Genomic DNA, 13,639 nt, shown 5'->3' with positions numbered 1-13,639 from the left:
GTCGTGGGTTCTTGTTCTGGGTGCAGCGGTCGCGCGCGCCTCAGTCGTCGGATTTCAGGCGCGCCATCTGCGCCTCGTAGGCCTCGAGGAAGGCCTTGCCGAACAGGTTGTGGAAGTCGTCCTCGGCTTCCGTCGCGATGCCGCCGTACAGCGCCACGAACTGGTCCCACAGCTTGGCCTTGCGGTTGGCCGCGAACAGCGCGTCGAGCGCCGACTTCGAGCTGATCTTCTTCTCGAGCTCCTCGGGCTCGAAGCGCGCGATGACGTGCGCCAGCGCCGCGCGCAGGCCGACCATCACGCCGAACTGGTGCGCGCGCAGGTCGTTGAAGGCATCGCGCATCGCGGCCTCGGCCGGCATGAAGCCGCGCACGCCCGGCCCCAGCAGGTGCGCCAGCGCGACCTCGACCGTGGGCGAGAACTTCAGCGGGTTGTTGGCCTGGGCCGCGATCATCGTGACCTCGGCGCGCACCTCGCGCTTGAACTCCTGGCGCGTGAGCAGCAGCTGCAGCGTGCCCTCGGTGGCGCTGCGCAGCATCGAGCCGATACGCTCCATCAGCCCCGGCGTGAGCATCTCGGGCGGCTGGTGCGTGCCGCCGAGGCCGCGCAGGAAGGCGGCCAGCAGCTCGTCGTCGCTCGCGATGCGCTCGACAGGCGCGGCGGCGACAGGGGCAGGCGCGGGCGCGCGCGCGCGGGCGCCGGTGCCGGCGCGGACAGCGGCGGCAGCGGGCGGCCCGCGGTGTCGGGGCCGCTGATGCGGATCGGCAGGCCCGTCATGTCGTCGAAGGCGGGCAGCTCGGGCAGCGGCGCGGCGCGCGGCACGGGCGCAGGGGTGGGCGCGGGGGCCGGTGGCGGCACCGGCACGGCGGCCGGCGGCGTGATGGCCTTCGGCGGCGTGAAGCCGAACTGCTCGATCGGCAGGTGGTCGGAACGCGCCATCGGCGTGGCCGGCGCGGCGCGCTGCAGCGCGGCCAGCGGATCGGCGTCGTTCGCGGTGTTGGGCTGCAGCAGCGGATCGGCCAGCGGCGACAGCGCGAGCGGATCGCCGCCGATGCCGCCGGCACCGGCCGTGCCGCCGAACAGCGCGTCGATGCTCGCGGCCTTGCCGTGCGCGGGCGGCGCGCCCAGGTCGGAGAAGTCGTCGAGCGCGCCGAGGCCGCCGGCGGGTGCCGAAGCCGGGTCGGGACCGAGCAGGTTGGCGAAGGGATCGATCTGCGCGGCCTGCGCGTTGCGCGAACCGGTGGCCATGGGGTCGGGGAACAGCAGCGAGTCGGCTGACGGCGAGGACGACGACAACGACGACGACGACGGCGCGGGCGACCGGCCCGGCGCGGGTGCGGGCGCGGGCGGCGACCCCAGGCCCGCGAGCAGGTCGGCGAAGGGATCGTCGCTGCTCGCCGCGGCGGATGCCGGCGCCGGTGCCGACTTCGCGCCCGACAGGCCCATGATGGTTTCGGGGATCGCGAACGGTGCCGCGGCCGGTGCCGGTGCGGGCGCGGCGGCCTGCACGCGCACCACGAGTTCGAAGCTGCCGACCACCAGGCGGGCGCCGTCGACCAGCGCGGCTTCGTTGCCGGGCCCGAGCGGCTGCCCGTTGCACTGCATCGGATTGCTGCCGCGGTCGACGATGAAGTACCGGCCGTCGCGGCACAGCACCTGCGCATGCACGCGCGAGACGGTGCGGTCGGGATCGTCGAGCACCAGTGCATTGCTCTCGGCGCGGCCGATGGTGCCGCCGGCGGGACCGAACTCGGCGGCCAGGGACGCCCCCGTCGGCACGCCCTGGCGGGAGATAACAGCGATCTGGATCATGAACCGGCTCCCGGGCGACGCCCAAACACCGCCCGCCTGCGCGGGCGCGGCAACTCGCAAGGAGTATTCATTCGGTGGGGCGCATTGGCAATCTCGCCTTAAGAGATAGGCCGTTTCCGCCGCCGCGCTCAGGGCGCCAGCAGCAGCACCAGCGCCTGGCTCGGCACCAGGCGAACGCCCGGGCAGTTGGTGCTGTTCTGCAGCGACACGCTCGTCAGGCGCGAGGCCGGCATGCCGTTGAGCAGCACGGTGAAGGCGCCGGTGACATGGCGCGACGGTCCCATCACGGTGCCCGAGGCCACGCCCATGTTCACGCCCACGTTGTCGCCGTTGGTCATCGGGATGGTGGTAGCCAGGTTGTGGGCCGGCATGCACATGAACAGGATCGTGGGGCAGTTCGGAATCGCCATCGGCCCCATCGCGATGTTGGGATAGGGGATCGGCACCGGTCCGGCGGGCGTGGGCGTGAGGCAGACATCGGGAAATCCCATGTCGGTGCCCATCATCTGGCAGTTGGCGAACATGGCGCGACCTCAGCCGAAGTGGATCTGGCCGCCGCGCGCCTTGACCAGCTGCTCGCCCTCGATCAGCGCGTGCTCGGCGTGGATCTGCAGCAGCTGCTTCGCCTGCAGCTCCAGGTGCTGCGCCTGCGTGCGGTCCAGGCCCTCGGTGGTGCGCAGGTGTTGCCCGGCGTGGTGGTGCGCGCGATCGAACAGGGTCGACAGCGTGGCGCCGATCGCCTTCATCGCGCCGCCGATCAGGTTCAGCCGGTCGCCGACCGCGTCGGCCTGCTCGCACTGCAGCCGCACCTGCGGCGCGGCGAGCTCGAGCGACTCGGACGCGCGCGCGCGAAGCACGGGCGCCTCGAGCGCCAGCGATCCCTCGCTGCGCAGCACCACGTCCTGCGTGCCCTCGCGCTCGAGCACGGACATCACCCACCACTGCGCGCCCTCGTCGAGCAGCGCCGCCACGGTGTCGCCGCGCTGCAGCGCGACCAGGCAGCTGAAGGCCTGGCGCGCGGACACCTCGTGCGTGCCGACGCGCAATCGCAGCCCGGTGGCCGGATCGGCCGAGACGGTGGCGCGGTGCCAGCCGGCGGCCGGCGTGGCCGAAGCCTTCGGTGCGGGCGACACAGGCGACGCGACCCGGGTGGGCCGGCGCGTGGAAAGAAGGGTGGTCATGGTGTTGCCTCGGGAAGAACGATGAACGGGAGCCGCCTCAGGCGGCGCTCCATTGCTCGGCGCGCGCGAGTTCGGCATCGGTGCCGAGCGCGCGGCTGCGGTCGGTGAACTGCGCGTCCTGCAGTTGCGCGGCATGGAAGACGGCGCGGAACAGCTCGGCATCGCGCAGGTCGGCGCCCTGCAGGTCGGCATGGCGGAAATCGGCGTAGGTGCAGTCGGCGGTGACGAACACGGCGCGGGCCAGCCTGGCCTGCGCGAAATGGCACTGGTGCAGCCGCGCGCCGCCGAAGTGCGCGCCCGGCAGCACGGCGCCGGTGAACAGCGACTGCGTCAACTGGGCCTTCGTGAAGCGCACGCCCTCGCCCGCCGCGTCGCAGAAGACCGCATGCGGTGCCTTCACCTCGGAGAAGTCGCAGCCATCGAGCTTGGCGCCCTGGAAGTTGCACTGATTCAGCTGCACGCCCGCGAAGCTGCTGCCGCCGAGGTCGGCGCCGTTGAACTGGCACCCCTCGAGCCGGCATCCATCGAAGCGGCGGTTCGGCAGCGCCTGGTTCGAGAACACCGCGCGGGTCATCGACGCCCCGGCCCAGGTCATGCGTGCCAGGTCGCAGCCGGTGACCACCGTGTGCAGCCACTGCGTGTGGTCGGCATTCACGTCGAGCAGCTTCGAGCTCGAGAACACGGTCGATTCCAGGCCCGCGCGCTGCATTCCCGCATGGTCGAGCACGCAGCCGTGGAAGCGCGCCATGCTCAATGCCGCGTCGCCGAACTGCGCATGCGACAGGTCGCACTCGTTGAAGGTGGCGGTGTGCAGGTTCGCGTTGCGGAAGTCGGCATGGTCGAGCTTGCAGCGGTTGAACACCGCATGGCGCAGGTTGGCGCCGGCGAACAGCGTGCCGGCCATCGCGCACTGGTCGAACACGGCTTCGCGCACGTCCGCGCCGCGCAGGTCCGCGCCATTCCAGCGGCAGGCGGTGAACAGGCCGCCGCCGAGAAAACTCTTCGCATAGTGGCCGCCTTCGAAGTCCTGGCCCTCGAAGGTCTCGCCCAGGCCGGCGCCCAGCGACAGCAGTTCCGCGCTCACGCTCATTGAAATGCTTTCGTGCTTCGCACCGCGGTGCGAGCTTGTTCGGGGCGGCCCGGCGCTGCGCTCATGCGGCACCTCCGCCATCGGTCGGCGCCGCGGCGCGCGCCGCCGCCACCGCCTGCTGCTCGGGGCTCAGCCGCGGCCAGGTCCGGCTGCGCGCGAGCAGCGCGCCGTCGAAGCGGCTGTCGCCGCTGAGCGCGACGCGCGTGAGGTCGGCGCCGAAGAGGTTGGCGCGCCGGAAGTCGGTGCCGATCAAATCGGCATGGCTGAACACCGCATCCTGGAAGTTCGCACCCGCGAGCCGCGCGCGGCTGCAGCGCGCCTTGCGCAGCAGCGCGCCCTTGACCGACGCGAGGCGCAGGTCGGCGTCGCGCAGGTCGGCCATGCCGAGGTTGGCGCCGTCGAGCAGCGCCTTGGGCGCGCGCAGGCCGATCGCGCTGCACTCGCCCAGGTTGGCGTTCGAGAGATCGGCGCCGCTCGCATCCACCCCGTCGAGCACGGTGTTCTTCGCGAACACCACACCCTTGGCACGCGCCGCGACCAGGCGCGCGCCCTGCAGCTGGCAGGTGATGAAGGCGGTCGACTGCAGGTTGGCGCCCGAGAGTTCCACGCCGCGCAGGTCGCATTCGACGAAGCTCGCGCCCGAGAGGTCGGCCTCGCGCAGATCCACGCCCCGCAGCGACAGCTTGTAGAAGACATTGCCGGCCAGCCGCGCGCCGCTCCAGTCGGCCGGACCCCACCGGGTCTCGAGCAGGTTGGCGCCAGCGAGGTCGGCGCCGCGCATCTGGGTCTGCGCGAGCTCGGTGTGCATCAGCATCGTGCTGCCCAGGCGCGCGCGGTCGAACACCGCGCCGGCCAGTTGCGCGCGGCCGAGGTTGGCGCCGCAGAGGTTCGCCTCCACCGCGAGGCAGCCGCGCAGGTCGGCATGGGCCAGCACCGCGCCCGAGAAATCGCAGCCCGAGACGTTGGCATTGCGCAGGTTCACGCTCTCGAGCCAGGCGCCCGAGAAGTCGACACCATGCAGGTCGAGCCCCGACAGGTCGACGCCCGTGAGGTCGATCCACGGCAGGGTGCGGTGGCCCTTCTCGACCAGCCGCTGCACCTCGGCGCGGCGCTGCGCGCCCTCCCCGCCCGCGAGCGCGAAGGCCGGGGGCTGCATGTGGGCGCCCTGCAGGTAGCCCTGCCGCTCGGCCTGCTCGCGGGCGCGCAGCCTGTCGAGCAGCTGCGGCTCGGGCATCGGCAGCCGGCCGAACGCGGCCTTGAGCTCGGCCAGGTGCCGCTCGGCGCCGAAGAGGGGCGGCCCGCGATGGGCCAGCTGCGCCAGGCGCTGGCGCTGCGCGTCGTCCATCGCGAGCAGCTTCTCGACCTGCGCGAGCAGGTCCTCGGCGACCGCGATCTGCTGCGCCTCGGCCAGCTTCTGCTTGTCCTTGATGTAGGCCGGCAGTTCGGCCATGGTGGGCGGCTTCTCGCGCACCGGCGGCTTCAGCCCCATCGCATCGGGGTCCTTGCCCATCGCGACGGCCTTCTCGCGCGCGAGCGCCACGTCGATCTCGGCGCGGCGCATCTGGGCGTCGCCGCGCAGGCCGTCCATCTTGTAGACCTCGGTGGCGCGCTCGAAGTCGGGATCGGTGGTGTCCTGCCCCTCGGGCAGCAGCTCGCCGTCGTCGAGGCTGTCGATGCCGCCGTGCACCGGATCGAGCCGGCGCGCCAGCACGTCGGCGTAATGGGCGTCCTCGCGCGGCTCGCCCTGCCGCTCGACCGCGGCCATGAGGTGCGCGATGTCGCTGCCGTCGTTCTCCGCCACCTCGGCCAGGCCGTGCCAGATCAGCAGCATGCGCTCCACCTCGGGGAAGAACCAGATGGTGGTCAGCCGCATCGGCACTTCCTTGAGCTTGAAGGCCTCGCCGCCCGCCGCCGCCGTGCCGGGCAGGCGGTAGTCGGCGAACACGCGCAGCCGCAGGCCCGGCAGTTGACCCTGCAGCAGCGGCTTCTCGGGATGCAGGTTCTCGAGCGCGAAGGGCTCGTCGCCGCGCAGCGGCGCGGCCAGCCACTGGTCGCGCGGCGCCATGTTGAAGTGCCGCCAGTCGACGTCGGGCGGAAAGCCCGGCGCATGGTTCTGCAGGTAGGCCTCGTCGTAGGTGCCGCGCAGCGCGGCGCGCTGCGGATGCAGCACGTCGAGCGCGCCGAAGCCGGCCGGGCGCACCACGTCGCCGGGCGCGGTGATGCGCGAATCGGGCAGCTCCAGCGGCGGCAGCCACTGCACGCCGTCCACCGGCGCGGCGCCCATGCCCTGCGGGTTCTCGTCGTGGCCGGCGCCGCCGTAGGCCTGGCTCCAGTCGAGCGGCACGGGCCGGTAGTCGGGCGACTGCACCACGCGCGCGCCGTCCCAGTAGCGCGGCGCGAAGGCCAGCACCGACTTGCTCGCGCCGCCCAGGCGCACCCGGGCCACGGCGCCGCGCGCACCGGGCTCGCTGGTGTGCACGCGGCCCACCACCAGGTACTCGGGCGTGAGCTTGGCCACGCCTTCGTCGACCAGCGGCACCGCCATCAGGCGGGAGACGGTGTTCCACATCGACTGCTCGCGCAGCAGTCCGCCATCGGCGGGCGACATCGGCAGGAACAGCATGCCGCTCAGGCACAGCCCGGCCTTGGACCGGTACTCGATCGGCCGGAAGCTCAGGGCGACGACATGAGGCTTCAGTATGTGCATCGGTATCGCGCGGTGGTCGGCGCCTGGCGTTGCGCGTTCATTCCGCGGGCGTGGGTGGCACCGGCAGGTCGCGGCTCGCGGCCGGGCCCGGCGCGGAATTGGGCATCGGCGTCGGTCCGAGGCCGTGCGTGGCGGAGTCGGCCTCGACCGCGTTGCCGGGGCTGGAGAGCGGGTTCTGGTCGTCGGTGTAGTTCCCGGACCTGTCGGCGGGCGCCGAATGCAGACGCACGGAATCGAGCAAGCCGCTCGCGCGCCGCGCCGCGGCGATCTCCGCGGCGGCCTGCAGCCGCGCCGCCATGCCGGCCAGCCCGAGGTTCTTTGCCTCTTCCTGGGCCTCCTTCAGCGCGGCCGCGGCATCGTCGTACTGCTTGTTGGTCGCCTGGATGTCGGTGATGGCGGCCCACAGCGAGAAGCCGACGGCATCGATGGCCGCGCCGATCGAGGCGCCCATCGCGAAGGCGCCGCCGCCGCCGCCCGCGCCGCCGCCGGGCATGATCACCTTGGCCTGGCGCTGCTCGACGTCCACCGGCGAGATGCTCAGGTCCACACCCGCGAAGCCGAGCTTGAGCGCGGCCGCCGTCTCCATCTGCAGCGCGAGGCAAGACGCCATGCTCAGGCCCACCATGGTGTCGATCGACATGCCCATGAAGGTCGAGCGGGCCATGCCCATGTTGGCCTCGGTGTTCACCCCGATGTAGCCGCTGGAGTTGGCGCCCAGCACCGTGGTGTTCGATCCGTTCGAGGTGGCGTTGATGTTGCCGACCGCGAACATCTCGATGTTCGAGTTCGACACCGCCTTGATCGCGTTGGCGTAGATCTTGTGCGCGCCGGCCGCCGAGTCGATGCGGTCGGCGTTGGTGCTCATCTTCATCTCGGCGGTGGAGCCCAGCGCCACGTTCGCGCCCGAGGTCAGCGTGACCGCGCCCACCGAGTTGATCTTCATCGAGGCCGAGGTCTGCGAGAACGCACCCACCGTGGTCAGCGTGTAGGTGTTGTTCGTGTGCGAGGTCACCGGCCCGTTGACCACGGTGTCCTGCTTGCCCTTGGTGCCGATGCTCTGGTTGCCCAGCGTGGTGGTGAAGGTGTCGGCGTCGAACTTGTTGGTCTGGTTCAGGACCACGTGGTTCATCTGCGTCTTGAGCACCGTGTGCTCTTCCTTGCCCTTCACCGTGATGGTCCGGTGGCGGTCGACCGTCAGCGACTGGTCGTTCATGACGTGGGTGGTGTCGTCGTTCTCCACCGTCGTCGTCATGTTCCGCTCGGCATGGATATTGACCAGCTCGCCCCCCTTCTTGTCCTCGAACATGATCTCGTTGTAGTTCGAGGGCCCGCCACCGGGCGTGGAGCGGGTCTTGAAGCCGCTCTGCGTGGCCGACTTGTAGGGGATCGGCTGGTCGTCGTTGTAGACGCGGCCGGTGACGATCGGCCGGTCGGGATCGCCGTTCATGAACTCGACGATCACCTCCTGGTTGATGCGCGGCGCGAAGTAGCCGCCCCAGCCCTTGCCGGCCCAGGGCTGCGAGACGCGGATCCAGCAGGTCGAACGGTCGTCGCGGAAATCGTTGCGGTCCCAGTGGAAGTGCACCTTGACGCGGCCCATCGGGTCGACGTCGTGCTCCTTGCCCTTGCCGCCCACGACGATGGCGCTCTGCGGGCCCGGCATGGTCACGCGCGGCGTGAGGCGCGGCGGACGGAAGATGTGGTCGGCGGGCAGCGCGGTGATCAGGAAGGCGCTGGTGCCGCGCACGCCCTCGCGCAAGGTCGGCGTGGTGTCGATCAGCTCGAGCAGGGCATCGGTGCAGCCGGCGTTGACCGCGTCGTCGCGCAGCGCCTCGCGCAGCAGCTCCGCGGTCGGCCGCGGCGCGACGAAGGTGCCCATGCCCTCGTAGCCCGGATGGGTGGCGACGAAGACGCAGCCGCCGATCAGGTAGTCGCCGTCGCGCGTGCCGTCGGGGTCGCCCTTGAAGGTGAAGGTGTGGCCCACCGCCACGTCGGGCCAGCGCGTGACGGCCCAGTGCAGCGTCTGGCGCGCCGGCAGCTCGCCCGCGCGGATCTCGAGCACGACGTCGGACTGCTCGCTCGTGAAATAGCCGCCCGGGTACTCGAACACCTCGAGGTCCGCCAGCTCGTGCGCGGGCACCATCTCGCCGTGCGTGCTCAGCAATGTGTTGATCGCCTTGTAGTTCACGTCACGCGACTCGTACTTGCCCGAGCGCAGCTGGCGACCGCTGATCCAGCGCTCGATCTCGTTGTAGCGCGCCTCGCTCGCACCGTCGCCGGCGTAGTTCAGCACGCCCTTGGCCGGCAGCGGCCCGTGCGCCATGCCGGTGGAATCGGCCAGGTGCATCATGCCGGGCGAGTCGAAGGAATCGAACCAGTAGTACACGCCCTCGTCCTCGAGGATGCGCGACAGGAAGTTGTAGTCGCTCTCCTGGAACTGCACGCAGTAGCGGCGCGGCTCGTGCACGCCGATCACGCCCGCGGGCTCGGTCTTCGCATGGGCCTTGATGGGGCTGTCGGTCAGCACGGCATCGAGCACGTCGAGCACCGGCTTCTCCTGCAGGATGCGCGAGTTGATGCGCTTGGTCAGCAGGCCGAACCACGAGCGCAGGCTGATGCGGTATTCGAAGAAGCGCCCCACCTGCCCGCCGCGCACCACGCGCACCGCATGGCCGCGCGCATGCCGCTCGTGCTTCTGGTCGTCGGCATCGACGAAGCCGATCACCACGTCGAAGGCGTGGCCGAGGATCTGGCGCGGATCGATGGTGCGGTCCTGCGAGAGCACGGTGAGCTCGTAGGACGACGGACGCGACAGCCCCTCGTGGCCCACGATGCGCCAGAACTTCAGGTCCTGGTTGACGGGGGATTCGCTGTCGATGCGGAACTCGTGCTCGGCCATCTTGCTGTCTTTCTGGTTGGGAGCGCCTCAGCGTGCCGGCCGCGGCGCCAGGTCAATCGAAGGCGTAGGTGAAGTCGGCGTCCTTGACGTCGAGCGCGACGCGGCGGATCTCGCCGCCGGCGGCCAGGCGCTGCAGGTACTCGACCGAGATCGTCGGCAGCACGGTGTTGGTCAGGATGGCGTCGATCACGCGGCCGCCCGACTCCGGGTCCTGGCAGCGCGCGACCACCTGGTCGACCACCGCGTCGCTGTACTCGAAGGGCACGCCGTGGTTGGTCTCGACGCGCTTCTTGATGCGGCCCAGCTGCAGCCGCACGATCTTTTTCATCATCTCGGGCGACAGCGGGTAGTAGGGAATGGTGACGATGCGGCCCAGCAGCGCGGGCGGGAACACCTTCATCAGCGGCGCCTTCAGCGCATCGGCCAGCGCGTTCGGGTCGGGCAGCAGCTCGGGGTCGCGGCACATGCTCATGACGAGCTCGCTGCCGGCGTTGGTGGTCAGCAGGATGATCGTGTTCTTGAAGTCGATCATGCGGCCCTCGCCGTCCTCCATCCAGCCCTTGTCGAAGACCTGGAAGAAGATCTCGTGCACGTCGGGGTGCGCCTTCTCCACTTCGTCGAGCAGCACCACGCTGTAGGGCCGGCGGCGCACGGCCTCGGTCAGGATGCCGCCCTCGCCGTAGCCCACGTAGCCCGGAGGCGCGCCCTTCAGCGTGGAGACGGTGTGCGCCTCCTGGAACTCGCTCATGTTGATGGTGATGATGTTCTGCTCGCCGCCGTACAGCGCCTCGGCCAGCGCGAGCGCGGTCTCGGTCTTGCCGACGCCCGAGGTGCCGCACAGCATGAACACGCCGATGGGTTTTTGCGGGTTGTCCAGCCGCGCGCGCGAGGTCTGGATGCGGCGCGCGATCATCTCGAGGCCGTGCTTCTGGCCGATCACGCGCTGGTTCAGCGTGTCGGCGAGCTTGAGCACCGCCTCGACCTCGTTCTTGACCATGCGCCCGACCGGGATGCCGGTCCAGTCGGCGACCACCGAGGCCACGGCCTGCTCGTCGACCGAGGGCAGGATCAGCGGCGACTCGCCCTGCACGGCGTGGATCTTCGCCTGCAGCTCGTGCAGTTCGGCGAGCAGCGCGGCGCGGTCGGGGGATGCGCCCTCATCCGTTCGGGCTGAGCTTGTCGAAGCCGGGACCGGCACTTCGACAGGCTCAGTGCGAACGGTTGGGGATGCATTCGCGGCGGCGTCCTGTGGCGCATCCACCGGCTTGTTCCCCGTGCGCAGCTTGGCGCGCAGTTCCAGCAGCCGGTCGACCAGGCCCTTCTCCTCCTGCCAGCGTGCATTGAGCACTTCCAGCTGCGCCTTCGACTCGGCCAGCAGCGCCGACACCTGCGCCGCGCGCTTGGTGACGTCGATGCCGATGGCCTCCTCGCGGCCGATGATCTCCTGCTCGACCGTCAGGCCCTCGATGCGGCGCATGCAGTCCTCGACCTCGGGCGGCGTCGCATGCTGGCTCACGGCCACGCGCGCGCAGGCGGTGTCGAGCAGGCTCACGGCCTTGTCGGGCAGCTGGCGCGCGGGAATGTAGCGGTGCGACAGCTTCACGGCGGCCTCGATGGCCTCGTCGAGCAGTTGCACGCGATGGTGCTTCTCGAGCACGCTGGCCACGCCGCGCAGCATCAGGATGGCCTTGGTCTCGTCGGGCTCGGGCACCTGCACGACCTGGAAGCGCCGCGTCAGCGCCGGGTCCTTCTCGATGTACTTCTTGTACTCGGCCCAGGTGGTGGCGCCGATGGTGCGCAGGTTGCCGCGCGCCAGCGCGGGCTTCAGCAGGTTGGCGGCGTCGCCGGTGCCGGCCGCGCCGCCCGCGCCCACCAGGGTGTGGATCTCGTCGATGAAGAGAATGATCGGCGTGGGCGAACTCTGCACCTCGTCGATCACCTGGCGCAGCCGCTGCTCGAACTCGCCCTTCATGCTGGCGCCGGCCTGCAGCAGGCCGATGTCGAGCGTCAGCAGCTTCACGTCCTTGAGCTGCGGCGGCACGTCGCCGCGCGCCAGGCGCTGCGCGAAGCCCTCGACCACGGCGGTCTTGCCGACGCCGGCCTCGCCGGTCAAGAGCGGGTTGTTCTGGCGCCGGCGCATCAGGATGTCGACGATCTGGCGGATCTCCTCGTCGCGGCCCGTCACCGGGTCCATCTCGCCCTTCTTGGCCTTCTCGGTCAGGTCGACCGCGAACTTCTTGAGCGCATCGCCCTTGCCCATGGCGGCCGGCGCCATCGCGCCCGCTTCCTCGCCCGGCGCGCCGCTGCCCATGCCGGTGCCGTCCTGCGCGCGCATCTGGGCCTCGGGCGAGGCATCGCAGATCTTCACGAAGTTCTCGGCCAGATCCTCGACCTTGACCTTCTCGAACTGCTTCGACAGGCCGAACAGCGGGTTGCGCAGGCTCTGCGTCTTGAGCATGCCCACCAGCAGGTAGCCGGTGCGCACCTGCGCCTCGCCGAACTGCAGGGTGGCGTAGGTCCAGGCGCGCTCGATCGCGTTCTCGATGTGCGGCGAGAAGTCGCTGATGGCGGTGGCGCCGCGCGGCAGGCGGTCGAGCGCGGCCGTCATGTCCTTGGCGATCACCGAGACGTCGAGGCCGTAGTGCTGGATCACGCGGTGCAGGTCGGAGTCCTGCGCCTGCAGCAGCTGCGCGAACCAGTGCTCGAGCTCGACGTACGGGTTGCCGCGCATCTTGCAGAAGACGGTCGCGCCTTCGATGGCCTTGTAGGCCAGCGAATTGAGTTTCCCGAACAGGGCGGTGCGGCTGATTTCACTCATGGAGGACTCCGTATCTCTTCAAGACGAACGAAAGGGGTTTCATTGAAAGGCCGGCGCGCGCGGATGCGCCTCGCCACCGGGACGGCTCGCGATGCGCACGTCGCTCGCGTCGCGCGAACGCGGGCGCTCGCCGAGCCACGAGATCCAGCCCAGCCGCGGCGCGTTGCCGCGCTGCTGGCCGAGCCGGGTGGGCGGTACCTGCTCCTTGCGCAGCACCAGTTCGGCATCCCACTCGAGCTCGCCGCCCAGCAGCTGCAGCATCCAGCGCTGCAGCACCGGCTGCGCGTCGCCGATCGGCAGGAACATGCGGTAGCGCGCGAGGTCGAGCGGCCCGACGTGCAGGCGCACGCGGTGCTGGCGGTCCCAGGCGCGGGTGCCGAGCATCGCGCCCATGCCCATGGCGCGCGAGCTCTCGCCGCGGCCCAGCCGCGTGAGTTCGGCATCGGGCAGGCTCATCCAGTGGCCGACCCAGCGCTCGAGCTTCATCGGCACGCCGAAGTAGCTGCACAGCACCGACTCCACGCCCTCGGCGCTGTGCACGCGGCGCGCGAGCCAGCCCGAGAAGTGCAGCCGCGCGTCGTCGTGGATCTCGTCGCGCCCGATGCGCCCCGGCGTGCCGATGCCCACCAGCGCGCCGATCTGCAGCCGGAAGCGGTCCTCGCCCGGCCGGTCGAGCGCGACCGCGGGCCGCGCCTGCGCCCAGGCGCGGTAGAAGTGCAGCGAGAAGCGGTGCAGGAAGCTGTCGAGGAAGGCGAGCCAGGTCGGGTCGCCGTGGTTCAGGCTGCGCTCGCGGATGAAATCGCTCAGGTGCACCGGCAGCGGCCCGTTGGGACCGATGTAGGCGAAGAAGTGCTGGCGCAGCCGCGGCGGCGAATGCGCACCGGCCGGCTCGAAGCGGCTGAAGGCGGCGGGCGCGAACGACAGCGAGGGCTCCTGGCCCACGCGCACCGGCTCGGCGCTCGGCAGCAGCGCGCGGCCCCAGCGCGGCGTGGTCGCGGCGGCCGATTCGAGCCGGCGCAGCACCGCGAAGTAGTCGTAGGCCCAGGGCTGGTGGGACCACTGGCGCAGCGCGGCATCGACGCGCCCCGCCACCGTTCCCTCGGGTGCGACCGGCGCCAAAGGCACCGCGGGCGCG

Annotated in this window: 7 protein-coding genes and 1 pseudogene; all 8 read right to left on the bottom strand. The window is 70.9% G+C overall.

Annotated features, from left to right (window positions below):
* Positions 1–40: 40 nt before the first annotated feature.
* A pseudogene (tagH, locus tag INQ48_03965) lies at positions 41–1,809 on the bottom strand (type VI secretion system-associated FHA domain protein TagH).
* A gap of 128 nt (positions 1,810–1,937) precedes the next feature.
* Positions 1,938–2,333, bottom strand: coding sequence for a DUF4150 domain-containing protein (locus INQ48_03960; protein QRF58427.1), 396 nt, complete (start codon positions 2,331–2,333; stop codon positions 1,938–1,940).
* 9 nt (positions 2,334–2,342) lie between these two features.
* The gene (locus INQ48_03955) at positions 2,343–2,990 is read right to left on the bottom strand and encodes a DUF3540 domain-containing protein (GenBank protein QRF58426.1); all 648 of its coding nucleotides are present in this window, start codon (positions 2,988–2,990) and stop codon (positions 2,343–2,345) included.
* Positions 2,991–3,027: 37 nt separating this feature from the next.
* Entirely contained in the window at positions 3,028–4,074 is a 1,047-nt protein-coding gene (locus tag INQ48_03950; GenBank protein ID QRF60600.1) for a pentapeptide repeat-containing protein, read from the bottom strand.
* Positions 4,075–4,141: 67 nt separating this feature from the next.
* Positions 4,142–6,787, bottom strand: a complete 2,646-nt coding sequence (locus INQ48_03945; GenBank protein ID QRF58425.1) for a DUF2169 domain-containing protein — start codon at positions 6,785–6,787, stop codon at positions 4,142–4,144.
* Between the two features lie 37 nt (positions 6,788–6,824).
* The gene (gene tssI / locus INQ48_03940; GenBank protein ID QRF58424.1) at positions 6,825–9,686 is read right to left on the bottom strand and encodes a type VI secretion system tip protein VgrG; all 2,862 of its coding nucleotides are present in this window, start codon (positions 9,684–9,686) and stop codon (positions 6,825–6,827) included.
* A 52-nt stretch (positions 9,687–9,738) separates the two neighbouring features.
* Positions 9,739–12,504 (bottom strand): type VI secretion system ATPase TssH, encoded by a 2,766-nt coding sequence (gene tssH, locus INQ48_03935; protein QRF58423.1) that lies wholly within the window; start codon positions 12,502–12,504, stop codon positions 9,739–9,741.
* 39 nt (positions 12,505–12,543) lie between these two features.
* Positions 12,544–13,629, bottom strand: coding sequence for a type VI secretion system baseplate subunit TssG (gene tssG, locus INQ48_03930; protein QRF58422.1), 1,086 nt, complete (start codon positions 13,627–13,629; stop codon positions 12,544–12,546).
* Positions 13,630–13,639 lie beyond the last annotated feature (10 nt).

It is taken from the genome of Variovorax paradoxus, from assembly GCA_016806145.1.
Taxonomy (GTDB): Bacteria; Pseudomonadota; Gammaproteobacteria; order Burkholderiales; family Burkholderiaceae_C; genus Variovorax.
Note: the sequence above shows the minus strand (reverse complement) of the source record. Positions and strands in the feature narration are given on the sequence as shown.